This is a genomic window from Qipengyuania citrea, from assembly GCF_009828015.1.
In the GTDB taxonomy this organism is placed as follows: Bacteria; Pseudomonadota; Alphaproteobacteria; order Sphingomonadales; family Sphingomonadaceae; genus Qipengyuania; species Qipengyuania citrea.
On sequence record NZ_WTYG01000002.1, the window covers coordinates 890266 to 917095 of the forward strand.

Annotated in this window: 25 protein-coding genes and 1 tRNA gene; 8 read left to right on the forward strand and 18 right to left on the reverse strand. The window is 66.4% G+C overall.

Annotated elements, in window-relative coordinates; translation table 11 throughout:
* Positions 1–20 precede the first annotated feature (20 nt).
* On the forward strand, positions 21–788 hold the full coding sequence (locus GRI55_RS09795; protein WP_160767074.1) for an inositol monophosphatase family protein: 768 nt from the start codon (positions 21–23) through the stop codon (positions 786–788).
* Here GRI55_RS09795 and trxA read toward each other — a convergent pair.
* From trxA to ahcY, 8 genes are all read right to left on the reverse strand, one after another.
* Positions 785–1105 carry a thioredoxin gene (gene trxA / locus GRI55_RS09800; protein ID WP_160766996.1) on the reverse strand — a complete coding sequence of 107 codons (321 nt, stop codon included), beginning with the start codon at positions 1103–1105 and terminating at the stop codon, positions 785–787. The two genes, GRI55_RS09795 and trxA, sit on opposite strands and share 4 nt — an antisense overlap.
* 49 nt (positions 1106–1154) lie before the next feature.
* Positions 1155–4634, reverse strand: coding sequence for a double-strand break repair helicase AddA (gene addA / locus GRI55_RS09805; protein ID WP_160766997.1), 3480 nt, complete (start codon positions 4632–4634; stop codon positions 1155–1157).
* Entirely contained in the window at positions 4631–7645 is a 3015-nt protein-coding gene (addB, locus tag GRI55_RS09810) for a double-strand break repair protein AddB (RefSeq protein ID WP_160766998.1), read from the reverse strand. The genes addA and addB overlap by 4 nt, the downstream gene beginning before the upstream one ends.
* Positions 7638–8360 carry a nucleotidyltransferase family protein gene (locus GRI55_RS09815; protein WP_307019254.1) on the reverse strand — a complete coding sequence of 241 codons (723 nt, stop codon included), beginning with the start codon at positions 8358–8360 and terminating at the stop codon, positions 7638–7640. The genes addB and GRI55_RS09815 overlap by 8 nt, the downstream gene beginning before the upstream one ends.
* Positions 8357–9346 (reverse strand): aminoglycoside phosphotransferase family protein, encoded by a 990-nt coding sequence (locus tag GRI55_RS09820; protein WP_160766999.1) that lies wholly within the window; start codon positions 9344–9346, stop codon positions 8357–8359. The genes GRI55_RS09815 and GRI55_RS09820 overlap by 4 nt, the downstream gene beginning before the upstream one ends.
* A complete protein-coding gene (gene tsaE / locus GRI55_RS09825; protein ID WP_050599914.1) occupies positions 9343–9780 on the reverse strand; it encodes a tRNA (adenosine(37)-N6)-threonylcarbamoyltransferase complex ATPase subunit type 1 TsaE in 438 nt (145 codons plus the stop codon). Before tsaE ends, GRI55_RS09820 begins: the two co-directional genes overlap by 4 nt.
* A complete protein-coding gene (locus tag GRI55_RS09830) occupies positions 9777–12122 on the reverse strand; it encodes a sensor histidine kinase (protein WP_160767000.1) in 2346 nt (781 codons plus the stop codon). The genes tsaE and GRI55_RS09830 overlap by 4 nt, the downstream gene beginning before the upstream one ends.
* Positions 12123–12204: 82 nt before the next feature.
* Positions 12205–13611 (reverse strand): adenosylhomocysteinase, encoded by a 1407-nt coding sequence (gene ahcY / locus GRI55_RS09835; RefSeq protein WP_050599916.1) that lies wholly within the window; start codon positions 13609–13611, stop codon positions 12205–12207.
* 207 nt (positions 13612–13818) lie between these two features.
* Here ahcY and GRI55_RS09840 point away from each other — a divergent pair, with 207 nt between their 5' ends.
* Positions 13819–14298, forward strand: a complete 480-nt coding sequence (locus tag GRI55_RS09840) for a peroxiredoxin (protein WP_160767001.1) — start codon at positions 13819–13821, stop codon at positions 14296–14298.
* A gap of 103 nt (positions 14299–14401) precedes the next feature.
* Here the strand turns inward: GRI55_RS09840 and folE are convergent, their stop codons facing one another.
* Genes folE through GRI55_RS09855 form a run of 3 tightly spaced genes read right to left on the reverse strand, consistent with a single transcriptional unit; the run spans position 14402 to position 17065 of the window.
* Entirely contained in the window at positions 14402–15013 is a 612-nt protein-coding gene (gene folE / locus GRI55_RS09845) for a GTP cyclohydrolase I FolE (protein ID WP_160767002.1), read from the reverse strand.
* Positions 15010–16551 carry a phospholipase D-like domain-containing protein gene (locus tag GRI55_RS09850; RefSeq protein ID WP_160767003.1) on the reverse strand — a complete coding sequence of 514 codons (1542 nt, stop codon included), beginning with the start codon at positions 16549–16551 and terminating at the stop codon, positions 15010–15012. The genes folE and GRI55_RS09850 overlap by 4 nt, the downstream gene beginning before the upstream one ends.
* A gap of 22 nt (positions 16552–16573) precedes the next feature.
* Positions 16574–17065 carry a hemerythrin domain-containing protein gene (locus tag GRI55_RS09855; protein WP_050599920.1) on the reverse strand — a complete coding sequence of 164 codons (492 nt, stop codon included), beginning with the start codon at positions 17063–17065 and terminating at the stop codon, positions 16574–16576.
* A 124-nt stretch (positions 17066–17189) separates the two neighbouring features.
* Between GRI55_RS09855 and GRI55_RS09860 the strand changes: the two genes are divergently transcribed.
* Entirely contained in the window at positions 17190–17552 is a 363-nt protein-coding gene (locus GRI55_RS09860) for a metallopeptidase family protein (protein WP_234000630.1), read from the forward strand.
* Between the two features lie 91 nt (positions 17553–17643).
* Here GRI55_RS09860 and GRI55_RS09865 read toward each other — a convergent pair.
* Positions 17644–17720, reverse strand: a tRNA-Arg gene (locus GRI55_RS09865).
* 45 nt (positions 17721–17765) lie between these two features.
* The gene (locus GRI55_RS09870; RefSeq protein WP_050600089.1) at positions 17766–18188 is read right to left on the reverse strand and encodes an NUDIX domain-containing protein; all 423 of its coding nucleotides are present in this window, start codon (positions 18186–18188) and stop codon (positions 17766–17768) included.
* A gap of 89 nt (positions 18189–18277) precedes the next feature.
* Between GRI55_RS09870 and GRI55_RS09875 the strand changes: the two genes are divergently transcribed.
* Entirely contained in the window at positions 18278–18457 is a 180-nt protein-coding gene (locus GRI55_RS09875) for a Flp family type IVb pilin (protein ID WP_160767004.1), read from the forward strand.
* A 106-nt stretch (positions 18458–18563) separates the two neighbouring features.
* Complete coding sequence (locus tag GRI55_RS09880) at positions 18564–18731, forward strand: Flp family type IVb pilin (protein ID WP_063506081.1); 168 nt, start codon at positions 18564–18566, stop codon at positions 18729–18731.
* 84 nt (positions 18732–18815) lie between these two features.
* Here the strand turns inward: GRI55_RS09880 and GRI55_RS09885 are convergent, their stop codons facing one another.
* From GRI55_RS09885 to GRI55_RS09900, 4 genes are all read right to left on the reverse strand, one after another.
* Entirely contained in the window at positions 18816–20294 is a 1479-nt protein-coding gene (locus tag GRI55_RS09885) for a M48 family metalloprotease (protein ID WP_160767005.1), read from the reverse strand.
* Between the two features lie 125 nt (positions 20295–20419).
* Complete coding sequence (locus GRI55_RS09890) at positions 20420–21364, reverse strand: acetyl-CoA carboxylase carboxyltransferase subunit alpha (RefSeq protein WP_160767006.1); 945 nt, start codon at positions 21362–21364, stop codon at positions 20420–20422.
* Positions 21365–21373: 9 nt separating this feature from the next.
* The gene (locus tag GRI55_RS09895; RefSeq protein WP_160767007.1) at positions 21374–22255 is read right to left on the reverse strand and encodes a tyrosine recombinase; all 882 of its coding nucleotides are present in this window, start codon (positions 22253–22255) and stop codon (positions 21374–21376) included.
* Position 22256: 1 nt separating this feature from the next.
* Positions 22257–24122: a hypothetical protein gene (locus tag GRI55_RS09900; RefSeq protein ID WP_160767008.1), complete on the reverse strand. Its 1866-nt coding sequence runs from the start codon at positions 24120–24122 to the stop codon at positions 22257–22259.
* Between the two features lie 206 nt (positions 24123–24328).
* Here GRI55_RS09900 and GRI55_RS09905 point away from each other — a divergent pair, with 206 nt between their 5' ends.
* From GRI55_RS09905 to GRI55_RS09915, 3 genes are read left to right on the forward strand one after another with little or no spacing between them, the layout of a single operon-like run.
* Positions 24329–24895 carry a shikimate kinase gene (locus GRI55_RS09905; protein WP_050599927.1) on the forward strand — a complete coding sequence of 189 codons (567 nt, stop codon included), beginning with the start codon at positions 24329–24331 and terminating at the stop codon, positions 24893–24895.
* Positions 24886–25995 (forward strand): 3-dehydroquinate synthase, encoded by a 1110-nt coding sequence (gene aroB / locus GRI55_RS09910; RefSeq protein ID WP_160767009.1) that lies wholly within the window; start codon positions 24886–24888, stop codon positions 25993–25995. The genes GRI55_RS09905 and aroB overlap by 10 nt, the downstream gene beginning before the upstream one ends.
* Complete coding sequence (locus tag GRI55_RS09915) at positions 25992–26504, forward strand: GNAT family N-acetyltransferase (protein WP_237452465.1); 513 nt, start codon at positions 25992–25994, stop codon at positions 26502–26504. Before aroB ends, GRI55_RS09915 begins: the two co-directional genes overlap by 4 nt.
* Here the strand turns inward: GRI55_RS09915 and GRI55_RS09920 are convergent, their stop codons facing one another.
* Positions 26505–26762: a hypothetical protein gene (locus tag GRI55_RS09920; protein ID WP_063505175.1), complete on the reverse strand. Its 258-nt coding sequence runs from the start codon at positions 26760–26762 to the stop codon at positions 26505–26507.
* Between the last annotated feature and the right edge of the window lie 68 nt (positions 26763–26830).

The following is a 26830-nucleotide window of genomic DNA, read 5'->3' on the forward strand; positions in this document are numbered from 1 at the left end:
ACGACCAGATCCTCGATCTCATGCGCCGGGTTTCCGAACGCGCCATCCTGCCGCGCTATCGCAATCTCGCAGCGGGCGAAGTCGAGGACAAGGGCGGCAACGACCCGGTGACGATTGCCGACAAGGACAGCGAGGCGCTGCTGCGCGAAGGCCTGGCCGCGATCGATGCCTCGCTCGCGTTCGTCGGGGAAGAGACCGCGCATGCGGACCCGGCGATCGTCGAGCGGCTCGACCGGCCCTGCTGGATTGTCGATCCCGTCGATGGCACGCGCAATTTCGCTGCCGGCAAACCGCCCTTCGGCATCATCATCGCCCGCGCGGATGGCGGCGTCGCCCAGTCTGGCTGGATCTACGATTGCCTGACGGACCGCTTCTGCAGCGCCCACCGCGGTGCCGGCGCCATGATCGACGGCGAGCGGGTGGCGTCGCGTCCCACAGGACAGTCACCGCCGATTGCGGCGATTTCCCTGATCTTCATGGAGGAGCAGCGCCGCGACGCCACGCGCCGTCATATCGCCCCGGCGTACGAACTCGTCGACATTCCCTATTGCGCGGCGGAGCAATATCCGCGGCTGGCGCTGGGCACGAACGATGTTTCGATCTTCGAACGCACGCTCGCCTGGGACCATGCGGCAGGCGTGTTGTGGCTCAATGAAGCGGGGGGCAAAGCAGCGCGGCCCGATGGCTCACCCTATCGCGTCGACGAGGTGGGCCGCACGGGCCTGCTGGGTGCGGCAAGCCCGGCCCTGTGGGACGAGCTTGCCGATCTATATGCGAAAATGGATTAAAGTTCGCTTTCAAGCCACTGCTTGAGCTGGCCTTTCGGTGCTGCACCGCGCATCTGCGCTGCCTGTTCGCCATTCTTGAACAACACCAGATAGGGGATCGACTGGACGCCCATCGAACCCGGCACATCGGGATTTTCCATGATGTCCATCTTGGCGATGGTCACCTTGTCGCCCAGCTCTTCGCTCAGTTCTTCAAGTGCGGGTGCGATCATCTTGCACGGGCCGCACCAGTCGGCCCAGAAATCGACCAGCACGGGCTTGTCGCTTTCGAGCACGTCGGACTGGAAGCTGGCGTCGGTAACGGCGGTGGTGGCCATGGGAATCTCCTTAAAAGCGTGTGGCCCATGATGTGGGCGGCCAAGGCGGTTACTCAACGGGCGGCAGGGCAAAACTTTCCTGCGGCGCCGCAAACGCGGTCTTGTAGGCAGCCAGCCGCGCGGCCGGCAAGGCGAACAACTGCGGCGTCTGGGTATAGAGCACCGCCGCCTCGACCCTGCGCCCGGGATAGATCGTCTCGAGCGCCGCGACATAGGCGGCCATCTGCTTGAGCGTGGCGTCGGGAATGGCCTCGGGAGACAGGGGCGGCCGCCGGGCGGTCTTGAAGTCGACCACTGTCACCGTGTCGGCCGTGACCAGCAGGCGATCCGCGGTTCCCATGACCACTTGCCCCTCGACCGTCGCGGCCAAGGGCACTTCGGCCAGTGCGCGGGGTCCGAACACTTCCGCAAACGCCGGTTCGGCCAGGACCTGCGTTGCCCGCGCAAGCATTTCTTCACGCTCCGCTGGCGCCAAGTCGCCCGCCTGCCGTTCCAGCCATGCGCGCGCCTTGCCTTCGCGGTCTTTCCCAGCGATCTGCGGCAAGCGCTCGAGCAACGCGTGGATCAACGTCCCGCGCCGCGCGGCCGCGCCGACACTGGCAGGTGGCAGCGGCGGATCGCTGCCCTCGGTCTCGCCTAGCCCCGACGGGGCGAGCGGGCGCGGCGGCCGGGGCTCCGGCCCGACCGGCGTGGTGGCCCAGTCGGGCAAAAGCGGCATGCCGTCACCATCCGTATCGGGCGCGGACGGCGCAACCGGGGCAGCGTATTCGCCCAATTCCCAGCGGGCACCCCAGATGGGATCCGCCAGCGCCTCGTTTTGATCGAACAGTGCCGCGAGCCGCGCATACCAGCTATCGTCATGCGGGCCGTTTTTCGCATCGCGCGGGCCAAGCGAGCCGGTAATGAACAGCGCCTCCTGCGCGCGCGTCAGAGCGACATAGAGCAGCCGCCAATGCTCCTGCATCGCCTTGGCTGCTTCCGCAGCGTCAGCCTCGGCGACAGGGCCGACCTTTTCTTCCTTGGTCAGACCCGGCAGCGGAACGGTGCGCGGCGTCCCTGACCCTGGCAGCTCCTCTTCCAGCACCAGATCGCCCGCGCCATCGGGCCGGATAGCGGCATCGGCGAGGATGACGATCGGCGCTTCGAGCCCTTTCGACCCGTGGACGGTCATCACCCGGACCTGGTCGCCGCCCTCTCCCGCTTCGCGCTTCAGTTCGCCATCGCCCGCATCGAACCAGCGGATGAACCCCTGCAGGCTCGCGGTATGCGCGCTGGCGTAGGCATTGGCGGCATTGAGCAATTCGTCGATCGGATCGTTCGCTTCTCGGCCCAGCCGCGCGACCAGCTTGCGCCGCCCGTCGAGCGCGCCAAGCAATATCCAGTGCAGCAATTGCTGCGGGCTGTCGTAATCGGCCCGCCGTAGTATCTCGCGCAGCGCATCGACCGTGCCGCGAACGAACGCATCGCTGCTGCCCCGCAGGTGCTCCCACAGGCGCACGCCTTTCGGCCGGTAGCCGTGCGCCAGCAAATCCTCCTGGCTCCAGCCCAGCAAGGGCGAAACCAGCAGGCTGGCCAGCGTGAGATCGTCAAGCGGCTGCGCGGCAAAGCGCAAGGCGGCCATCAGGTCCTTCACTGCCAGCGGATTGCCAAGACGCAGCCGGTCGACCCCGGCCACCGGGACACCGTGGCGGTACAGCCGCGCGACGATGAGCGAAGCCAGGTCGCGCCGTTTCTGGACCAGCACCATGATATCGCCTGCGCTGGCGCGGCGCTTGGTCCCGCGCGACAACGTAAAGCCATCGCCGGCAGGGTCGAGCCATTCGGCCACCTGCCGCGCGATCCTGTCGGCCAGCAAGCGGTCGTGCCGCGCCAGCCAGCCTTCGCGCTCACCGCCGTCGTCTTCTTCCTCGGCGACACGAACGACCTGCCACAGACCCACCAGTCCGGGTTCGCCGCTGCCCGTGTGCGGATCGCTGCGTTGATCGAGCCCGAACCCCTCATGGCCGATCGCATCGATTGCCCGATCCACGAAACCGAGTACCTGCTGGTTGGTGCGATAGCTCCGGCCGAGGCCGTATTCCTCCAGTCCGCGAATATCGGGCGCACCGCGCGTATCGCGGGCCGCATCGGCGGCGGCATTCATCTTGTCGCGGAAGAAATCGCGCGCCTGCCTGAAGTTCTCCGGGCTGGTCCCCTGGAAGCCGAAGATCGCCTGCTTGTAATCGCCCACGGCAAAGATCGTGCGCACCGCCTCGCCGCGCGCGCCCGAACCGTCGAAATAATCGTCGGTCAGTGCCTTCACGATCGCCCATTGCGCCGCGTTGGTATCCTGCGCTTCATCGACGAGGATGTGATCGAAGCTGCGGTCGAGCTTGTAACGAATCCAGTCGGCCATCGCGCTGTCGGACAGGAGCGTGGCTGCGCGGGCGATGAGATCGTCGAAATCGACCAGCCCTTCGCGTTCCTTCGCCCTGTGCCAGGCAAGCGCGAAGGCGCGTCCCGCTTCGAGCTGCGGCCCGAGGAATGCCGCCAGTTCGAGCAATGCCGCGCGTTCGCGCACCTTGGCCACGGCTTCGGCCACCCGTTCCTGGTTGCCCGGAAAGTCCGGATCGACTTTTTCCGCCCCGGCCATCTTGCGCGGGGTGCCATCGGCCTTGAGCAGTGTCCTGGAAAACCCGTCGATTGCGGCAAGCCGGGCCTCCGTATCATTCGCCAGCCAGCTTTCGAGAAAATCGGCGCAAGTCTGGCCCGTCTTTGCCGACCAGCCGCGGCTGGCGGCCAGGCAGGCGCGCAGGCTGGCGCAGGGAAACGCCGCGTCCGAACATGCGTCTGCAACCCATGCGGCATCGGCATCGGCGGGGAGGCCCAGCAAGCGAAACACGCGCGGCTGCATCGGCGGTTGCCAGCTGCCCGGCCCCTGCCACAGGTCCATGTGCCGCGCGCAGCGCATCAGCCAGCTGCGGACCGCATCGGGTCCCTTGCGCTTGCTCATCTCGGCGATCGCCCCGGCGATGCGCGGGTCGCCTTCGGCCAGCAGGTTCGAGAGAACATCGCGGCTCAGGAGGTCGCGCTCGCGGTCTTCCATCGGACGCGATCCGGGCAGCATGCCCGCTTCGCCGGGGAAGGCGGCAAGCAGATATTGGGCGAAGGCGTGGATCGTATCGATCCGCAATCCGCCGCCGGGGCAATCGAGGACGCGGGCGAACAGCGCCCGGGCCCGCGCGCGCGTTTCTGGGTCGCCGGGCGCGCCCAAAAACGCCAGTTCGCGCGCCAGCTGCGCATCGTCCATCCGGACCCAGCGCGCCAATACCGCGTTGACACGCACTGCCATTTCAGCCGCGCCCGCCTTGGTGAAAGTGAGGCACAGGACCTGCGAAGGATCGGCACCCGGTTCGAGCAGCAGCCGCAGCACACGCGCCGACAGGACCTGCGTCTTGCCGGTCCCCGCGCTGGCCGAAAGCCACACGCTGTCCTGCGGATCGACCGCGAGGCGCTGCTTGTCCTGCAGTTCGTAGACGGTCCCGCTCACGCCGTTTCTCCGCCATCCTGGTGCGCGATCCACTCATCGAGCCGCATCAGCTGATCATAGGTGTCATAGGCGGGATAATCAGGGTTCTCGCGCGCCATGAAGGAGTCATTGCCCTTGATGAAGCGGTTGATGGCCAGTGTCAGCTTGTCCGCGGTCAGCGGCAGGAATTCCTCGGGCGCCACGCCCGAAGTCTTGCGCCCGACTTTCAGCGGAACGTCGACATAGCCGAAACCGTAGCGGTTTCCCGCATCCTTGGCTTTGCCAAGCGACCAGTATTCGTAGCCTTGCGCGTCGCCGGCCAGACCTTCGAAACCGCCGCGTTCGGCGATCAGGCCGAGGACGCCAAGCTGCAACGCGAAACCGGCCTCGACCCGGGCCGCGCTGGGCGGCGTACCGGTCTTGTAATCGATTATGGCAAGGCTGCCGTCCGCGAGCCGGTCGATCCGGTCCGCGCGGCCGTGGACATGGACGCCGTCGAAGGTCATCGCGCCCTGCTTCTCGACCGCCAGCACGCGACGGTCGTCATAGGCACCGATCTCCTCTTCGATCCAGCGCAGCGCGGCTTCGAGCCGTGGCTGCCACAGCCCCCGCATCAGCGGATCGGCGTTCTCTTCGTCGAGCACGGCCTGCATGATCGGCGCGAGGCGGGCGGCAGGATCCCGCTCGCGCGCTTCGTGCCAGCGTTGCAGGATGGCGTGCGCCACCGTCCCCTGCCATTGCGCCGAAGGTTCGGCGTCCAGCGCGTCGAGATCCTTCAGCCCCATGATCCGGTCGGCATAGAACTGGTAGGGATCGCCAAGCAGGCGATCGAGCGCGGTCGCGGAAATGTCGACCTTGCGCTGTTCGGGCTGCGGCTGCGGTGCCGGGCGCGGATAGGCCGGCGCGCTCGGCGCGCGGGTCATCGCCCGCGCCAGCGCGACCGTCTCGCGGTCCTCGTAGCGATCGAGCAGCTCGCCCAGCAGCGCCTGCACGCGCAGCAGGAAACGCGAGGGAATGGCCGGGCCGGCCTCGTCCCTTTCGGAACGCGACAGGACCACCTCGGGCGCGCCGAGCGCCCCGGCGAGGTCATGCGCCGAAAGTCCGATACGGAAATCGGCACCGGGCACGCCCAGCGCGCGGAGCACCGGCGGGGCAAGCAGCGCGTCGATCCCCCCGCGGACCGGCCAGACGCCTTCATTCAGTCCGGCGCAGATTACCAGTTCGGCGCGGTTCATCCGGCTTTCGAGCAGCCCGAGCACCTGCACCCGCGCATGCCCCCCATAGGGAGGCCGGACCGCCACCTGTTCCATGGCATCGCGCAGCGCAATTGCGGCCTCGCCCGGCGCCAGGGCGAACCCCGCCTCGCGCGCATGACGGCGCAATTCCTCCACGAAGCCAGCCAGCGAACGGCCGTCCTCGCGTGCCCAGAGCTTTTCGCCGCACAGCGCTTCGCCGCTTTCGACCAGCGCATCGAGCAAGGCGTGCATGGGGATGGCATCCTGCCGGTGCAGCGCCACCAGCGGCGAAAGCGCCTGATCGACCGCGGCGTACCAATCGGCCACGCGGCCATGCCGCTGGGCCAGCCGCGCCGCGATAGCCGCGACGGGGGCCAGGCCGCCCGCCTTGCGCGGCCCGCGCAGCGCGCGTTCGACCCGGCGCAGCTGCCGTAGCCAGACGCCGCGCTCCATCCCGCCATCGACCAGCGGGTGGCCCAACAGCCCCATCAGCGAAACAGGGGCGGCATCTTCGGCGACGATCTCGGCAAGCAGCAGGAACAGCCGGCCGGCAGCGGTCTGCGACAAGGGGCGCCCGCCCGAATCGTCGGCCGTGATGTTCCAGCGGTCGAGGTGGTGGACCACGCGCCGCGCCAGCGCGCGATCGGGCGTGACCACCGCCACGCGCTTTTCCGGTTGTTCCACTGCCTCGCGGACCAGCAGGGCGACCGCCTGCGCCTCTTCCTCCGGATTGGCGCAGGTCATGATGCGCACGCCTGCCAACCGGCGTTTCTCGGCGGGCAGGTCGACCCATCCCTTGCTCGCTTCGGGCGGCAGGAACAGCGATCCGAGCGCATGGCTGCGTTCGGGCTGCGCCGCGGCGATGCCACGGCGATGCCACGGCTGCACTTCCTCGCGTGCAATCCCCATGCGGTTGAGCAGCAACTTGAGGTGGTATTGCGGATGCGTCACCGCATCCTCGCGTGCGAAAGGCGTGGCGCCGGGTTCGGGCGTCGCCCCGGCGCGGCCCAATTCGTCCCACACCGCCTGCGGCATGGTGAGATCGAAATCGGGCAGGATCACCGCCCCCTGATCGCAATCGGCGACCACTCTCAACAGCCGCGCAAGCGAAGGTGCGGCGCTGGTCACGCCCGCAGCGACGATGGGCGTTTCGGGCGGCGCAGCACGCCAGCGCGCGGCGGCCCAGTCGAACAGGCGATTGCGCCGAGCTGCCGCGTCGAGCGCATCCCATTGCTGCAATTGTTCCAGCCACTTGGCCTGAACAGTTGCGAAGAGATGGAGGCTGCGCTGCCAGTGATCGGACAACGATCCGAACAGGTCGAGCACGCTTTCGCCGACCAGTTCTTCAGGACCCACGCCCTCGACCAGCAGCCGGTCCATCGTTGCCCCGGTTTCACGCGCGAGCCGCAGCAGCGTTGCACCGCCGGGTGCCTCGTCGCCCATCGTGTCCGCGATCAGCCGGGCCAGTGCAAACAGCCGCCGCTGCGGTTCGATAGCGCGGGGTATGTCGGCGGCGCCCAGCGGGTCGAGCAGCGGGCCGAGCGTTTCATCGAGATCGAGATCGCCGACCACCGCCATGCGCGGCATCAGCAGTCCGGGGGTGCCCTGTTCGCCGGCGTGGCGGATGAAGGCTTCGGAAATCGTGCGCCGGGCTCGGCTGCTGGGGACGAGCAGCGTCAGGCGCGCCAGGCCGAACTCGTCGTTGGCATAGCGCGGGACCAGGCCAGCGACGAGGGCATCGGCGAAGCCGCGATGTGCGGCGATCGAATAGACCTTCGGCCCCTGCCGCTCAGCCACCCTTGAGCGCTTCCTCGGTCGGGCGGATATGCGCAGGCGTGCCGACTTCGTACCACCGTCCGGTAAAGGCGACACCGTAGAGCCGCCCTTCGGCAATCGCGCGATCCCACAGGACATTGGTCGAAAACTTGCCGTCCGGTGCATCGCGCAGCAGGCGCTGCGATACCAGCTGGATCCCGGTGTAAATGAAGGGCGCGATCCGGCCGGGCAGCTTGCGCGTGAGCTGGCCGGCGGGGTCCATGTAGAAATCGCCCGAACCGTCGAAATTGTGGGCGCGCGCGTGCGTGACGAGCAAAAGCAACGCATCCATGCGCTCGGGATCCCACCCGGCCGAAAGATCGCTGAAGGCGTTTTGCGGGCCGTCTAGCCAGATGCTGTCGGCATTGCAGGCGAAGAACGGATCGGGCAGCAGCCCGGCGGCGGCGGCCTTGACCATGCCGCCCCCGGTCTCGAGCAATTGCTCGCGTTCGTCCGAGAACGTCACCGCGGGCGCCTTGCGCGCACCGACATGCGCTTCGATCGCATCGGCCAGGTAATGCACATTGACCACGGCCCTTGCGACACCGGCTTCCTCGAGGCGGTCGAGCGCACGGTCGATCAGGGGTTTTCCGGCCACGCGCACCAGCGGCTTGGGCGTGGTCGCGGTAAGCGGGCGCATGCGCTTGCCCAGCCCTGCGGCCATCAGCATGGCCGTGTCGGAGACGAGCGTGGTCACTGGATTTCCCCTCCGGCGGTATCGCGGATTTCCTGTGGGATGTTCGCGTCGAACCACGCGGCGACGGGCGACAGCGCTTCATGCGCCAGATCGCGTTCCATCGCCTGCCAGACGCGCGGGATCATTGCCAAATACCGCGCCTTGCCATCGCGCTTGGCGAGACGCGTGAAAATGCCCACGATCTTGGCGTTCCGCTGCGCCCCGAGCCGGGCATAATCGGCTTCGAAATGGGGCCCCGGGTCGGCCGCGGCACGGTAGCGGCCCAGCATCTCGCATTCGAGTTCGGTCGATACTTCGCGCCGCGCATCCTGCAGCAGGCTGACGAGGTCGTAGGCCGGATGGCCGACCAGCGCGTCCTGGAAATCTATCAATCCCTGCGCTCCCGCCAGCTTGCCGGGTTCGAGCAGCATGACGTTTTCGGCATGGTAGTCGCGCAATACGGTGACGCCGGGATCCTGCCTCGCGAGCAGCGGCTCGAGTGCGGTTTCCCATGCGGCGCGATAGGCCGGCACATCGACCGTCAGCCCCATGGCCGGGCAATACCATTCGACCAGCAGCATCGCTTCGCGCAGGTAGACGGCCATGTCATAGGGCTCGAACGGGCCGGGCGGCAGCCGGTGGAGCGCCACCAGCGTATCGATCGCCTGCGCGTAGATCCCGCGCTCGTCGGCCGGATGGGCATCGATCCATTCGCGCATGCGCTGGTCGCCGAAATCCTCGATCAGCACCCAGCCATTGGCGGCGTCCTCACTCAGTATGCGGGGCGCGCGCAGGCCGTTCCTGTCGAGCCAGTGCGCCACGTGCAGGAACGGCTCCGGGTCCTCGTGCGGCGGCGGCGCGTGCATCAGCATGGCGCTGTCACCTCCCATCCTTACCCGGAAGTAGCGGCGGAAGCTGGCATCGCCGACGAGAGGGGCGATTTCCGCGCCTTCCCACCGGGTGCCACCCAGAAACTCGTGAATCTCGTCGAAAGGCGCATCGCTCATGGCCAGCGGCTTTGCCAAGATGTGCCCGGGGTGACAACGGCTTCGCGGCCTTCGCCCACCTTTTCCAGCGCAATGGCGAGGCAGTTCGGCTCATGGGCGAAACCGCCCGCGTGATCGGGCCACTCGGCCAGCAGTGCGGCGCCCTCCCGGTAGTCGTCGAGCCCCAGCTCGGCAGCTTCCGCGGGATCCTCGAGCCGGTAGAAATCGGCATGGACCAGCGGGACCGGCAGGCCGTCATAGGTTTCGATGATCGTGTAGGTCGGCGAAGGCACCTCGCCCTCGTGACCGAGCGCCGCGATGATCGCACGCGCCAGCGTGGTCTTGCCAGTGCCCAGCGTACCGGAAAGCGCCACGACATCGCCCGGCGCCAGCTTCGCGGAGATCTGCTGGCCGAACGCCTCCATCGCCGCGAGATCGGGCAGCGCGATTTTCACGGTAGGGTGATCGTTGCAGTGGTGCCGCTGTTCTTGCGGCTGCGGATCTCGAGCGTACCGCCATGCGCTTCGATCAATTGCCGCGCCAGCGGAATGCCCAGCCCGTGGCGGCGTTCGATACCCTTGCCGTCCGACGACATGCGGATGCCCTCCAGCGCACGAGCAAGCTCGTGCTGGCTCATCCCGCGGCCATTGTCGGAGATCACGATCCGCGTCTCGTCGCGCTTGCGCCCGATATCGATCGCGATCCGGCCCCCGCGCGGGGTGCCGTTGATCGCATTGTCGAGCAGTTGCGAGATCGCGCGGCGCAGCTGGTGCGGATCGGCCGTCACCGATTTTTCCGCATCGCCCTTCAGGTCGAGCGTCAGTTCGCCATCATGGATGCGCTGTTCTTCCTTGCGCACGATCTTGGTCAGGAAGGGCAGCAGCGTGAAGGTGCTCTTGCGCAGCGGCATCAGGCCCGCTTCGGATTGCGACAGGTCGAGCACGTTCTCCACCTGCTCGGTCAGCTTCCCGACCGACAGCGAAATCGCCTGCGCATATTCGGTCGCCTGCGGCGACAGCTCGCCCGCGATGCCGCTGGTCAGCAGTTCAGCGAACCCGCCGATCGAGGTCAGCGGAGTGCGGAACTCGTAGCTCATATTGGCGAGGAAACGGGTCATCACCGCATCGGCCTCCTCGAGCGCGCGATTGCGTTCGCGCAGCGCGACCTCGGCCTGCTGCGACGCGGTGACGTCGAGCACGGTCAGCATCCCATTGCCATCGGGTAGCGGCACGCCGGTGAAGTCGAGCGTCCGGCCATCGGCGAGCTCGATGCGGCCATTGCTCTTCTTGCGATCGAGCGTGGCGGCACGGATCACCTGGTTGAGCTGCGAAACCGAAGCGGGGTCCGAAAGATTGCGCGAGATCGCCTGCAACAGGTCTTCGGCCTGCGGGTGCCCGTCGAGCACTTCGGGATCGATCCCCCAGGCGCCAGGGAAACCGCGGTTCCACAGTTCGAGGTGGCCGTCGGGCGCGAACACGGCAAGCGCCTCGAACAGATTGTCGAATGTCGCGGTCCGCGTGCGCAGCAGCGTATCGCGCGTCGCCGACAGCGCGAGCTGTTCGGTGCGGTCTTCGGCAATCATCACCAGCCCCCCATCGGGCAGGGGCTGCGCGACGATACGCAGATGGGTGCTGTCGGACAGCGGCCAGGCTTCTTCGTGGGGCTCGTCGCGCTGGAACCACTCGGTCAATTCGTTGCGCCAGGCGGGGAAGTCGCGCACTTCGGGGATCCGGCCGTTTTCGCGCGCGATCAGCAGCATCTGCCCGAACGACGTGCGTTCGTTGACCACGCCGGGGGGGAGCGAGAAGACGCGGTGGAAGGGCTGGTTGGCGAAGGTCATGCGGTGGCCGGCATCGAACTGCGCCACGCCGATCGAAAGCTGGTCGAGCATCGAACGCTGCGCTTCGCGGAAGGCACGGAACTCGCGCGCCTGCTCCTCCATTTCCTCGATATCGACCGCATAGCCGGCGATCCCCTCGCCCATCAACGGGAGGTCGGTGACACGGATCGTGCGCCGCGCGCGTTCGATCGTCGCGCTGAGGATGCGTTCGATCGGCTGGCGGCGGTCGGCCGCCTGCTGCGCGACCTCGGCCGCAGTGCGGCCATTGACCGTTTCGACCAGTTCGACCTGGTCGGCCACGACCTGGTCCGCGCTTTCGGCACCCACCGCGGCGACATAGGCCTGGTTGACCAGCCGCAGCTGCATGTCGGCCCCGCGGAACCACATCGGCATCGGGGCGGCCTCGATCAGCCCGACCAGCGCGCCGAAATCCTCGCGAGCGCGCGCCGCTTCCTCGCGCAGCTGAGTCAGTTCCGCCTGGCTGTCGCTGAAGTCGAAGACCCAGACGAGCGCCGACCCGCCGGGGGACACCGCCGGATCGGCCAGCGACCCCTGCAGCGCCAGCGACTTGCCCGAAGCGGGCGAGACATTGATCGCCATGCGAAACGGCTTGGCGGTCTTCTGCGTGCGCCGGACATTGCGTGTCAGCGTATCGATCTGCGCTTCGGTGAGCCCGCGCCCCTCGCCGCCAGCCAGCTCGCTGAGATATTCGGGGACTTTCTCGAGCCCGATCCACCGCGCCAGCCGGTCGGGCGCCTCGATCCGCCCGTCGGCCCGTACCAGCAGCGGAATGGCGGGACCTTCCTCGATCAGCCGCGACAGGCGCTGGGCGGTCTTGCGACTGGCGATCGATCGCTGTTCGCGTCCGCTGGCGCGCAGCATCACCCACACCGCACCTGCGGTCCAAAGCGCCAGCAGAAGGCCGATAACGGCCAGCAGTGCGGGAGATGAGTCCATTACCCGCCAGCTATGCCTACGCGCGCGGGGATGCAATGCCCCCGCGCGCGTTCATGCGTGTATATCCGGACCGGAACGGCAGTCAGTAACGGTAATGTTCGGGCTTGAACGGACCATCGACTGGCACGCCGATGTAATCGGCCTGCTTCTGGCTCAGCTTGGTCAGCTTCACGCCCAGCTTGTCGAGATGGAGCGCCGCGACCTTTTCGTCGAGATGCTTGGGCAGGACGTAGACGTCGTTCTTGTATTCGTCGCCCTTGGTCCACAGTTCGATCTGCGCGAGCGTCTGGTTGGTGAAGCTGAAGCTCATCACGAAGCTCGGGTGACCGGTGGCGCAGGACAGGTTCACCAGCCGGCCCTTGCCGAGCACGATGATTTCCTTGCCGTCGGGGAACTTCACCAGGTCGGTACCCGGCTTGAGTTCGTTCCATTCGTAATTGTCGAGCGCCGAGATCTGGATCTCGCTGTCGAAGTGACCGATGTTGCAGACGATCGCCTTGTCCTTCATCGCCTTCATGTGTTCGGCGGTGATGACGTGTTCGTTGCCCGTCGCGGTGCAGAAGATATCGGCGACCTTGACCGCTTCTTCCATCGTCACGACTTCGAAGCCGTCCATCGCGGCCTGCAGCGCGCAGATCGGATCCACTTCGGTGACCAGCACGCGCGCGCCGCCGTTGCGCAGCGACTGCGCCGAACCCTTGCCGACATCGCCGAAGCCGGCAACGCAGGCGACCTTGCCCGACAGCATCACGTCGGTTGCGCGGCGGATCGCATCGACCAGCGATTCGCGGCAGCCATAGAGATTGTCGAACTTCGACTTGGTCACGCTGTCGTTCACATTGATCGCGGGGAACGGCAGCTTGCCCTGCTTGGCGAGATGATAGAGGCGGTGGACGCCGGTGGTGGTTTCTTCCGACACGCCGACGATGTTCTTGACCGATTTGGTCAGATAGCCCGGCTTGGCCTTGAGGAACGCCTTGAGTGCGCGCTGGAATTCGATTTCCTCGGCATTCTGCGGCTCGGGCAGTTCCTCGCCCGCTTCGACGCGCGCGCCCCACAGCGCGAACATGGTCGCATCGCCGCCATCGTCGAGAATGATGGTCGCTGTCTGGTCGGGATCCTCATCGGTCGACCAGTCGAAGATGCGGCCAACATAGTCCCAGTAGTCGGCCAGGCTCTCGCCCTTGATCGCGAAGACCGGGATGTCCTGCGCCGCGATGGCCGCCGCGGCATGATCCTGCGTCGAGTAGATGTTGCAGGTCGCCCAGCGCACATCCGCGCCGAGCGCCACCAGCGTCTCGATCAGCACGGCGGTCTGGATCGTCATGTGCAGCGAACCGGTAATCCGCGCGCCCTTCAGCGGCTTTGCCGCATACTCCTCGCGCAGCGCCATCAGGCCCGGCATCTCGGTTTCGGCGATGGCGATCTCGGCGCGGCCGTAACCGGCCAGGGCAATGTCCTTGATGACGTAATCGGTGAATTCGCTCACGGTAAATCCTCAGTCTATCGGGGTGGTGGCCGCCTGGGGGGAGTGCGCGGCTGCCGCATGGCAGCGGCCCTAGCCGCCCAGCCGAACGAGGGCAACATCCCCTCCCCGGCCCCGTACCAACCCCCGGGCCGCGCCCGCGCTGGGAGCTTGCGCATCGCCGCGGTGCAGCTTACCTCACCCGGCACACGCGATAGACGGAGTTTTGTTATGACGATTTCGGTAGGCGACAAGCTGCCTGATGTAAAAATGGTCAAGGCGACCGAGAACGGCCCCGAGCAGGTAAGCTCGGCCGACTACTTCAAGGGCAAGAAGGTGGCGCTGTTCTCGGTGCCCGGCGCCTTCACCCCGACCTGTTCGGCCAAGCACCTGCCCGGCTATGTCGACAAGGCCGGCGATCTGAAATCGAAGGGCGTCGACGAAATCGTCGCCACGGCAGTCAACGACGCCTTCGTGATGGGCGCATGGAAAAGCGCTGCCGGTTCCGAAGACATCACCATGCTCGCTGACGGCAATGGCGATTTTGCCGAAGCGGTCGGCCTGACGATGGACGGTTCGGGCTTCGGCCTCGGCAAGCGCGGTCAGCGTTATTCGATGGTGGTCGAGGACGGCGTGGTTACCCAGCTCAATGTCGAAGCACCGGGCGATTTCTCGGTCTCGAGTGCGGAACACATGCTCGGCCAGATGTAAGCCATCGGCCCTGCCGACACGCAAACAGACGCCCCGTCCGGCTTGCTGCCCGGCGGGGCGTTTTTACTTGCGGGTTTGACCTCGGAGCCGGCCGCCCGGGCGGTCAGCCGTATCCCATCAGCTTGAGCACTTCTTCGCGGCTGCGATGGTCGTCGAGGAAGGTGCCCATCATCCTACTCGTGACCATGCCGACACCGGGCGTGCGCACGCCGCGCGCGGTCATGCAGGCATGCGATGCCTCGATCACCACCGCGACGCCCTGCGGCTGGAGATTTTCCCAGATACAGTCGGCGACTTCGGCGGTCAGGCGTTCCTGCACCTGCAGCCGCCGCGCGAAGCCATGCAGCACGCGCGCAAGCTTCGAAATGCCGACGACGCGGTCATGCGGCAGATAGGCGATCGCGGCCTTGCCTATGATCGGCGCCATGTGGTGTTCGCAATGCGACTGGAACGGAATATCCTTGAGCAGGACGATCTCGTTGTAACCGCCCACTTCCTCGAACACGCGATCGAGGTGCACTGCCGGGTCTTCGGTGTACCCGATGCAATATTCCTTCCACGCGCGCGCCACCCGCTTGGGGGTGTCGAGCAAGCCTTCGCGCGCGGGATCGTCGCCCGTCCATTCGATGAGCGTGCGGATCGCATGCTGCACATGCTCCGGAACGGGCAATTTGCCGCGCGGATCGTCCTCGTCGGGTCCAACTAGGCTGCTCACGTTCCCTTGATCCTCCTGAACTTGTCGCGAAACCGCTTGAGCCTGCTCCCCTTGCGGAAAAGCCCGCCGTTTGCAAACGGCTCGAACATGTCGTCGGGGTCCTCCGGATCGAGCAGCGCGCTATCGGCGAGGCCCTTTTGCACGTCGTTGAGTTCGGGAGGATGGTAGCGGCGCAAATTTCGGCCGCCTTCGCCTTGCGAATGGTCGATCAACGCGGCCATCGACCCGTGCCGCGACAGCAATTCGCCAACCTCGTTTTCATCGATGCCGCAGTGTTCTCCGAGTAGCGAATGGCGCAGAGCCGCGATCGCATGGGCGGCGTGCGCATTGCCCTTGCGCGTCGAATCGATGAACACATCGCATTCGCTGTCGAGGCCCATCGAGCGGTTGTTGAGATTGGCCGAGCCGATCCGCAGGATCGTGTCGTCGACGATCATGATCTTGGCGTGGACGTAGATCGGCGTCTCGCCGGTGAAGGGGGACCAGAGCGAGAACCGGCGCTGCGGATCCGCTTCGCCGATCGCGCGCACCAATTCCGCACGCGCATGATCCATCGCCTGCTGTTCGAGCCAGCCATCGGCGTGGCACGGATGCACGATGACGATTTCCGGGGGATCGTCCTCTCCCAGGCGGGCGATGATGGCTTCGGCGATCGCCCGCGATGCGAAATACTGGCTTTCTGCGTAGATGAACCGCTTCGCGCCAGCGATCTGGTCGAGATAAAGCTGCTCGATCTCGGTGATCTTTTCCCAGTCACGGTAGGCAGCGCGGGTACGTGCCACGCCGATCTCGACATCTTCGAACTGGGCGGTCAGCGCATCGGGCCAAGGGCTGCCGGGGGCATCGGGAACTTCGGGCAGCTCGGCACCGCCGGCCGATGTCCACCGGTCGTCGCCCAGCTCGGCAAGCGCGGTGGCGACCTCGCCCTCCATCAGCATCGCGGCATCGTGCCACGGGCCGTAACTGCGCCCGTGCGGTGTCTTGCGGCGCGGATCGACCTCGTCGTGATCGCGCGTGTCCCAGCGCTTGTCGGTCATGTCGATTCCGCCGCACACCGCCACCTTGTTGTCGAGCACGGCGATCTTCTGGTGATGCGTGCAACCGACCGGATGCGCGGTATCGAAGTGGAAGTTGATCCGGCTATGACGGAACCAGCGGGCAAGATCCCACCACATCGAGGCACGGCCCATGGTCGACAGCGCGCCTACGCTCCACTTCAGGATACGGATGTCGAGCTGCTTGCGGTGACGCGCCAGCCAGGCGATGAAACTGCCGAGCCGCGACGGGTACCCGCGTTTCCACGCGCGCTGCCACCAGCGCCGCCCGCGTTCCAGATGTATCCGCGTGTCGAAATCCCAGCCGATCAGCAGGATCCGACGGCGCGATTTGAGCATCGCTTCCTGCATGAAGGCGAAATAGTCGGCAGCATCGACGATTACGCTCGCGCGCGAGGCCCTGGCATAGCGCCAGACCCCGGGCTCGACCGAGGGCGACAGCGCCGAAGTGCGGCTCGGATCCGCCTGCTTGTCTTCACTCATGTGCCGCCCCCTGCGCTGCGCGCTATTCCTTCGCGTCTTCCTTCTTCTCGGGCGTCACTTCGGCTTCGGCCATTTCCTCGTCCTTGCGGCGCTCGAAGACCCGTTCCATGTGCTTCATGTCATCTTCGTCAAGGTGCCGTTCGAAGTCGGGAAAGTGGTCTTCCTCTTCCTCGTCGATATGGTGCCGGTACTGGTGCTCGAAGCTCTTGAACTTCGTCAGCCAGCCACCTTCGGACATATCGGTCGCAGCAAGGTCGTTGAGCGCCTCTTCGATCTCGTGGTGCTCGGCCACCGAATGGCGCGTTTCGCCGGTCGTCGGCGGCTTGCGCAGCATTGTGGAATACAGCGCCTGCTCTTCTGCGGCAGCATGGCTCTTGAGCTCCTTGGTCAGCTCTTCGAACAGCGACTTGCGCTCGGTCGTATCCCCGCTCGTGTCGAGCAGCTTGTCCAGCAGCTCGCGGTGGCGGTCATGATCTTCCTTCAGGCGTTCGAAAATCTTCGTGGCATCGGCCATGTTTCTTATCTCCTTTGGAAGATGAACCGGTCACCGGCGGCACGGTTCCGGTCTTGTGGGGCCCGGCCGGCAAACCCATATCGGCTTCACCATGCATGACCGACAAGCGCCCACGCGGGCCCAGATGCAGACAATGGCCGAAACGGCTTTCGCCGAACTGCCTGCGCAGTTCCGCGACCAGATGGGCGATGTCGTTCTGCAGGTCGAGGATTTCGCGACCCCCGAGCAGCTGGCATCGGTCGATATCACGGACCGCTGGCATCTTTCCGGCCTCTACGAAGGCGAACCCCTGCCCGACCAATCGATCTGGCAGAGCGGGCAGCTCCCGCCGCGCATCTGGCTGTTCCGCGAACCGCTGATTGCCGAATGGCGCGAAACCGGGGTCCGAATGGACGATCTGGTGCGCCACGTGGTGGTGCATGAGGCGGGCCATCACTTCGGCTTCAGCGACGACGACATGCACTGGCTCGAAGACGAGGCCGACTGACCGCCCTACTCCGCGGCTTGCGGGCACCGGCGCCCTTGCGCCTCCTCCAGAACCACAAAAGGCCACCCTTCCGGAGAAGGATGGCCTTTTGTGGCGCGCCCGGAAGGATTCGAACCTCCGGCCCCCAGATTCGTAGTCTGGTGCTCTATCCAGCTGAGCTACGGGCGCGCTTGGAGGGCGCCACATAGGCAGGCACCCACAGCTTGGCAATCCCTAAATCACCCCTTTTGCAAACAACTTTGCCGCCAGCGCGACATCGAGCGGGGGTTTGGCAAGTAGCTCCGCCTCCTCAGGGGTAAACCAATCGATTTCACCCCCCTCGAGCGCGCCCATACCGCTCCCGTCCCAGACCGAAGTGTAAAGCATGATGACAATCGGCGGGCGCCCTTCCCCGCTGGTCTCCTCGGCGAAGCCGACGGGCGCACAGGCCGCCGGTTCGATGACCAAGCCAAGCTCTTCGTCGATCTCGCGAACCAGCGCATTGCGCGGGGTTTCGCCCGTCTCGACCTTGCCGCCGGGAAACTCCCAGAGCCCGCCATGGTGCTTGTCCGCGGGGCGCCGATGCATCAGCCAGCGCCCCTTCCCGTCGCGCAGCGCCAGCGCGACGACGCAGGTCCATGTCGGGATATTTTCCACTTTCGCGACCACTCTCAACGATTTCTTAACCCGCCCCAGCGTAAACATCCCATGTCAGCTTAGACAAGCGACGAGTGGGGGCACCGGGCATGATCAAATTCCTGCGCATGTTGGAACGCGATAAACGCGGCGCCACTTCCGTCGAATACGGGCTGATCCTCGCCCTGATCTTTCTCGCCATGATTGGCGGGCTCCAGGCTTTCGGCGCGTCTGCGACGACCATGTGGTCGAGAATCGCAACCGCGGCTGCTGCCGCAATGGGCGGCTGACCGCAGCGGTTAGGGGTTTTTAAACCACTTCGCTGCAGAACGCATAATTGTCCGCTCTACATTCTTGGAGCGGGCCGGGTACGAAGACTGAACCAGGAGACGAATTATGAAGTTTTTCCGCAAGCTGCGCCGCGATGAAGAAGGCGCAACCGCAATCGAATACGGCCTTATCGCTGCCCTGATCGCCGTTGCCGCGATCACCGCGATGCAGAGCCTCGGCGGCCAGCTGAGCACGACGTTCAACACCGTTTCGACGACGATGAGCGGCAGCTAAGACGCGGGGTAATTCCCGACGAAAATCAGGGGCGGCGGGTTCAACCCGCCGCCCCTTTTCTTTGTCCCGATCAATTGCTGCAGTTCATCGCCCGCGGACGACGATCTTCACCTTCTGCCCAACGCTGAGGCCTTCATTCGAAGTCAGCCCGTTGAGCACGCGGAACCGGTCGATCTGGTTGTCGCTGTAGGCCATCCGGCGCGCGAGCGAGGCGACCGTGTCACCGCTGCCGACCGTCACGACATCGACCACCCGCGGAATCACATTTGCCGCGGTCTGCGAGTCGATCCGCTGCATCGATGCGAACATGTCGTTGAACGCCGAAGTCTGGCCTGCCGGGGTTATCGCGAGAAAGTGATACGCGCGGTCGCTGGCGAACTCATAGGCGAAGACGGTCACGTCGACCTGCCCGTTACCCGATGCGACGCGCGCCGTCCCGTAGGCGGCGGGCAAACCATTGACGGTGGTCCGCTGGATCGATTGCGGCCGGATCTGCTGCTGCTCGTTCACCCCGGCGAAAACGCTGGTGACATAGCTGTTGAGGTCATTGTTGTACGGCGCGAGCGAGAATTGCGCCTGCCCGCTCTGGCCATTGATCGTGACCGCTCTCGTCCCGTTGATCATGTAGAAACCCTGCGGCGCCGTGAATGCCAGCCGCAGATCGGGATGAATGAAGCGCCGGCCCTCGACCACGCCTTGCGACGGATCGTCGCCATAGGTCAGCCCGTCGATCCGGGTCAGGAAGGTATCGCGATTCGTGACGCCGCCGGTGACGCCGGTGGCCTGCGCTTTCGCCAGCGCGGTCTGCACACGGCTGGCCGGATCGGGGTGGGTCGATGCCCATTCGGGAATATTGGCATTGTCGCGTCCCTGCACGCGGGCATCGAGCGCATTCTGCAGCGCGAGGCTCTGCAGCACCGTGCCCATCGCGCGCGGATCGTAGCCCGCCGAGTTGAGATAGCGAATGCCGAGCTCGTCCGCCTCGAGTTCCTGCGAGCGCGAGAACTTGAGCGTCAGCAATTGCGATCCCTGCAAGGCAGCCTGGCCGAGCTGCTGCCCGAGCCCGCTATTGCCGAGGAGGACACCCGACAGGATCGCACCGGCCGCGCCGAGCAGCGTGTTGCGCTGTGCCGTGGCCTGCCGGCGCTGCGAATGGCGCGCGGCGACGTGGCCGACTTCATGGCCTAGCACCGCCGCCAGTTCGGCTTCGTTGTTCATCAGCGCAACCAGCTGCCGGGTCGTGTAGACGTAACCGCCGGGGATCGCGAACGCGTTGTTCACCGGGCTGTTGAGCAGCGAGACGGTGAAGGAATCGCGGGCATTGCCCAGGCCCGACTGGACCGCGATGTTCTTGCCCACCTGTTCGACATATTGCGCATGGCTGCCGCTCATCGCTCCGCCGAACTCGTTGAGCAGCTGCGGATGCGCCTCGGCGCCCATCTGCGCCTCGCTCTGCGTGATCGGGGTGGACGCACTGGGGATGTTCCCCGTGCCCATGCAGCCGGCCAGCGCCAGCGAGAGTGTCGAAACGGATGCGGCGGCGGCGAGTGAAATGCGCGTCATGAGCGGCGGTCCCCATATATCTGGCACGCGGCCGCCGGACATTCCCGGCCGGTCGCGCGAGGCGTTGAATATGTTGGGAAGAACCGGGTCATGCGGCGGTTTGTTCCCGCCGGGGCACCGCGTCCTCAGCCGGCGAGCGCGAGGAAACGCTCTTCGCGCAGCCGCTTGAGTTCATGCGGCGCATGCCGCGCCAGCGCGTCCAGCTCTTCCACGATCGCATCGCCGAGCGCGGTTGCCGCCACCCGAGGATCGCGATGCGCCCCGCCGACAGGCTCGGGCACGATCCGGTCGATCACGCCCAGCGCGGCCAGATCCTGCGCGGTCACTTTCATCGCCTCGGCGGCATCGGGAGCTTTCTCGCCGGTCCGCCACAGGATCGAGGCGCAGCCTTCGGGAGAGATCACCGAATAGACCGCGTGTTCCATCATCAACACCCGCTCGGCGCTGGCCAGCGCGACTGCACCGCCCGATCCGCCCTCGCCGACGATCGCGGCCACCATCGGCACCGGCAACGCCAGGCAGGCCTCGGTCGAACGCGCAATGGCTTCGGCCTGGCCGCGTTCCTCGGCCTCGATCCCGGGAAAGGCACCCGAGGTGTCGACCAGCGTCACCACCGGCAGGCCGAACCGTCCGGCCATTTCCATCAACCGGATCGCCTTGCGATAGCCTTCGGGCTTGCCCATGCCGAAATTGTGGCGGACCCGGCTGGCGGTATCGTTGCCTTTTTCATGGCCGATCAGCATCACCCTGCGGCCATCGAGCTTCGCGAACCCGCCGAGGATCGCCTCGTCGTCGCCGTAGCAGCGGTCCCCGCCCAGCGGCACGAATTCGTCGAAGGCATATTCGACATAATCGCGGAAATGCGGGCGCGACGGGTGCCGCGCGACCTGCGTTTTCTGCCACGGGCTGAGCGCCTGATAGGTGCTGGCAAGAAGGTTCGCGCTCTTCAACTCGAGCCGCTGCAATTCGTTGGTGATGTCGACATCATCGCCCTCCGCTGCGCTCCGCAGTTCGGCGATACGTTGTTCAAGCTCGGCGACCGGCTTCTCGAATTCGAGATAGGAAATCATGCTACGGCGCTAGTCCGAAGCGCGCGCGCGTGCAAGCGGATGGCGTTCGTTGACCAGTTTCACCAACCGCGCGGCATCGACATGCGTATAGATTTGCGTGGTCGAGATATCCGCATGGCCCAGCAGCGTCTGGAGCGCGCGCAAATCCGCCCCGCCTTCGAGCAGATGCGTAGCGAAGGCGTGCCGCAGGACATGCGGGCTGAGCTTCTCGGGCGCGAGGTCGGCGCGCACCGCCAGTGCCTTGAGCAGCTGGAACAGGCGCACGCGCGAAATGTGCCCGCTGCGCGAGGGAAAGAGCCAAACCGAATCGGATCCGCGCAGCGCCAGCCACCGCTTGAGCGCGGTATCGGCCCGCTGGCTGACGGGAACCATGCGCGCATGGCCGCCCTTCCCGGTAACGGTGAGAAACGGCGCATCGCGCGGTACTGCGGAAAGCGGCAGCGAAACCAGTTCGGTGGCCCGCAGCCCGGAACCGTAGAGCATTTCGAGCAGCGCCAGCATCCGCACCGCGAGCGGGGCATTGCCCCGGGCCTCTTCTTCCGCGGTCGCGAACAGCGCTTCGACCTCGGCATGCGACAGGATCTTCGGCAGCGGGCGGCGCGTGGCAGGGCGCGGCAGCGCATGCGTCGGATCATCCTCGCGCAGCCCTTCATCGACGAGGAAACCGAAAAACTGCCGCAGGGCCGAAACCTTGCGCGCCAGCGTCGCCGGGGCCAGCGACGACCAGCCCTGTCCCAACCGGGCGAGCTGCGCCGGCTGGGCGTCCTCCAGCGAGATCCCGATCAGTTCCTCCGCCTGTTCGAGGTCGCGGCCATAAGCGAGAACCGTATTGCGCGCCGCCCCGCGCTCGGTGGCGAGCATGGCGAGGAAATCGGCGATCGAAGCGCCCATGTCAGGCGCGCGCGACCGCCTCCGCGGCGATCATTCTGGCTTCGGCTTCCAGTCCCACGCGCCGCAATGCGGAAACGATATGGAACAGGTGCCGCGCTGTCATGCGGTCCCAGCCCGATCCCTGCATGCCGAGCCCGGCAAGCATGGTGACCAGCGCCGGATTGTCGACTTCGGCCGCGCGTTCGATCATCCGCGTCCAGCGTGTCTGCGCCGCCAGGTCGATCCCCAGCCGCTCGCCATACTCGGCTATTTCGGCATCCGCGACGCGCCCCAGGCCCGCGAGCCCCGCGAGCAGCATGCGCGACTTGTGCTGCCGCGGCGAATCGTCATCGTCCACGAAGCCATCGAGTTCGCCATCGCTGACCATTGCCGAACCGTCGGGATCGGCCAAGGCCAGCATGGCCCAGCCGACACTGCCGTCATCCACCACGCCGGCCCAGCGCATCGCATCGCGATCGAGCCCCGCCGCGAGCATGGCCGCGACCATGCCGTCCGCATCGTCGGCCAATGCATCGTCGACCGGAAGGCGCGCGGCGGCATAGGCAGTCAGCACCACCCTGCCATAGGAAAACTCGCCGCCGCCGCCCCAGATATCGCGGATCGCGGCGAGCCGCTGCAGCGGATCCGTTCCGACATAGGCTTCGCGCAGGCGCGACGCGGTGACAGCGGCATCGCCCTCGGCGCCCTCCTCCGCGAAAATCTGGCTGTAGAGATCGACCATTGCCGCCGACGACAGGATTCCGCTGGCCGCTGCAATGTCCGCCGCGCGGGCGCGCTGCAGCGGGGTAAGCGCGGGGGTGAGCGCCGCGGTCCGCAGCAGGTCCGGCTCCGCATCGCCCAGCAATTCGTCGGGCACGGGCTCGCCCAGCGCATTGGCCAGGGCAAACCGCCACGGGGTCAATGCCGCGATCCCGTCCCATTCGATGGTTACCGCGCGGCGTCCGCGCCCGGCGGAGCCCGCCACACGCTGCGCCAGCAGCACGTCGATACGGTCGTCCTCGGTGCGCGACAGCAGGCGGCGCAGGTCGTTCTGCGCACGGGTCGCCTCGCCCGCATAGGCATTGCAGATCCCAGCCAGCATCTGCCACTCGGCATCGTCGCGCTGGGTATCGACCAGCCGCACCGCGGGGCAGGCGCCGATAATGTCGGCACTGCCGATATAGGCCGCTACCGCCGCATCGGTGAGCGCGGGCGAATAGTTTGCCGTGTCGATATCCTGGACGACGGCGCGGGCGACAACATGTTCGCCCAGCGCGTTGAGCGCGCGGACCCGCAACGTCGCGAACTCGACCGGATCCATTCCCTCAGGCGTCGCCAGTCGGCTGGCCAGGGCGCGGCGCAGCAGGATGTGCCCCCAGCGCGAAACCATCGGACGCGTCGTACCGGCCAGCACCGCGCGCACCAGCGCGGCAGGCTGGCGCGCCAGCGAAGCAGCCGGCAGACCGCCCTCGCGCTGGCCGAGAATGCCCACCTGTTCCATCGACCGGCGTGCCGCGGGCGGGATGTCGAATTTCGGCTTCAGGCCCAGCAATTCGTCGAGTTCGTCGGTCGACATCGCCTCGAGCTCTTCGAGCGTCGGTAAGTCGACCAGGTCGAGGTCGGTCCCGCCGACCGGCGCCGGCTGTGTCGGCAGGGGCTGCACTACTTCGCCCGATTGCGATGCGCCGGCTTCGCCCGGGTCGCGTGGTGCCGCAGCCGGTCCCGGCGCGGCCGGAGCCTGCGTCGCCCGGGGTGTCGGCGTCGGGGTCGCTGCCGGCGCGGGTTCGTCGAAACCCGGCGGCAGCAGATCGACCGGCGCGTCCTGCGCGAGAACCATCGCCGAGCTCAGCGCCAGTGCGGCGCCGCCCGCCAGCCATGCGGATTTCATCGTGCAGCCTCCGGCATATCGATACCCTGTTCGATCGGATGCAGCGGTTCCTCGCCGCCATCGATCAGCGCCGCGATCACCAGCACGGCGAACAATATTGCCAAGAGACCTGCAATCCTTCTCCCGCTCATCGCCAAGATTTTCGCGTCCCGTTTCAAGTGCTGATACCTTGCCCGCGCCCTAGCCCAGTTCTAGGCACGGCGGCAATGACCCATGCAACAGCCTTCACGCCTGCCGAAATCGGCGGCCTTGCTCGGCGGATCGATCGCCCCGTGGTGCTGGTCGGCCTAATGGGGGTCGGCAAGTCCACGGTCGGACGCCGCCTCGCTGCGCTGCTCGACACCGACTTCATCGATGTCGACGAGGAAATCGAACGCGCCGCCGACCGGTCGGTCAGCGAAATCTTCGAAGCGCATGGCGAACTCTATTTCCGCGCCGGCGAACGCCGGGTGATTGCCCGGCTGGTCGAGGAAGGCCACGGCGTGATCGCCACCGGCGGCGGCGCCTTCGTCGATCCCGAGACCCGGGCCCTGATCCTCGACCGCGCCATCGCGGTGTGGCTCGATTGCGATATCGATACGCTGGTCGAACGCACCGCGCGGCGCGACAGCCGGCCGCTGCTGCGCAAGGGCGATCCGCGCGCAATCCTGACGCAGCTCAAGGACCAGCGCGGCGACGCCTATGCCGAGGCGCAGGTCCATGTCGTCACCGACGATGCGCCGCACACCGAAACCGCGCTGAGCATCCTGAGTGCGATAGACGCATGGCTGTAATTCCCGTCGAACTGGCCGGCCGGGGCTACGAAGTGCGTGTCGGCAACCGGTTGCTGGCCGATCTGGCAGCGCAGGCTCGGCCCTTCCTGCGCAAGCGCCATGCCTGCATCGTGGCCGATGCCAACGCGCGCCGACACTGGGGCGAAGCCGTCGGCAATTCGCTTTCTGCCGCGGGCATCGAACCGCGCTGGTACGATGTCGCGCCCGGCGAAACATCGAAGAGCTGGGACAGTCTCGCCCGGCTGACCGACTGGCTGCTGGACCAGGGTGTCGAACGCGGCGACCATGTCTTCGCGCTGGGCGGCGGCGTGGTCGGCGACCTGACCGGCTTTGCCTGCGCGATCCTCAAGCGCGGCTGCGGCTTCGTGCAACTGCCCACCACGCTGCTGGCGCAGGTCGACAGTTCGGTCGGCGGCAAGACCGCGATCAACACCGCGGCGGGCAAGAATCTGATCGGCGCGTTCCACCAGCCTTCGCTGGTGCTGGCCGATCTGGGCACACTGGGCACGCTGCCCGAACGCGAACTTCGCGCCGGTTATGCCGAAGTTCTCAAATACGGCGTGCTCGGCGATCGCGGCTTTTTCGACTGGCTCGAACAGGACGGCCGGACCGTCGTCGCCCTCGACCCCGCTGCCACCGAACGCGCCGTCGCCGCCAGCGTTGCCGCCAAGGCGCGGATCGTGGCGGAGGACGAACGCGAGACCAGCGGTGCCCGCGCGCTGCTCAACCTCGGGCATACCTTCGGCCACGCGCTCGAGGCGGAAACCGGCTTTTCCGACCGTTTGCTGCATGGTGAAGGCGTCGCGCTGGGGATGGTCCTGGCCGCACGCTATTCGGCACGGCGCGGAGAAATTTCGCTGGCCGACGCGCAGCGCGTGACTGCCGCGGTCGATGCTGCCGGCCTGCCCGCGGAAATTTCCGCGCTGGGGCTCGAATGCGACGGTCGGCGGCTTGCCGACCACATGCTCCACGACAAGAAGATGGACGCGGGCACGCTGCCGTTCATCCTGCTCCGCGCGATCGGCGAAGCCTATCTCGCCCGCGATGTCGAAATGACCGACATCGCGGCATTCCTCGACGAACAATTGCAGGCGCATTGACCGCCGATCCGGCCGCGCGCATCGTTGCGGGGATGGTGCTCGACATCCGCCCCGCCCACCTTTCCGATCCCGCAGTGAGGGAGCTGGTCGCCTATCACCAGCGCGACATGCTGGCGATGTCGCCGCCGGGTACCAGCTTTGCGCTCGACGAGAGTGGCCTTTCCGGACCGGGCATCACGCTGCTGGGTGCATGGCGTGGACGAGTGCTGGTCGGCATCGGGGCGATGAAACGCCTGTCCGCCGATAGTGCCGAACTCAAATCGATGCGCACCCATGCGGACCATCTGGGCCGCGGAGTTGCATCGGCAGTTCTCGACCGCCTGATCGCGATCGCCAGGGCAGAAGGGATTTCCCGGCTCAGCCTCGAGACGGGCACGAACGAGCGGTTCGCCCCCGCGGTCGCACTGTATGCCAAGCGCGGATTTATCGCCGGCGAAGCTTTCGCGGACCACGCCAACGGTCCGCACAACCAATGCTACCACCTCGCGCTTGCGCCGGCAGCGACCTGATCAGCTGAGCCGCGTTTCCAACCGCGTGACCGAGGCCGCGCCCACCGGCTCGTACTCTGCCAGCATGCGGTCGTGGTCGGTGAAAAGCTGCTCGATCTCGCTGCGACGATGCAGCAGCGTGTGCGCTATACCCGGAGCGAGGCTTTCGCCGTCGCCGATCTTGCCGAGAATGGCCGACAAGTCGCTGATCGTCGCCTCGTCCGGCGTTTTGAAATAGTGGCCCTTCGCATCGAAGAAACCGGTACCCATGCGTGCCATGTTCGAAACCTCCTGCGTGGATGCACAAGGCGAACCCGAAGGCACGGATTATCCACCCCTTGGCGCAG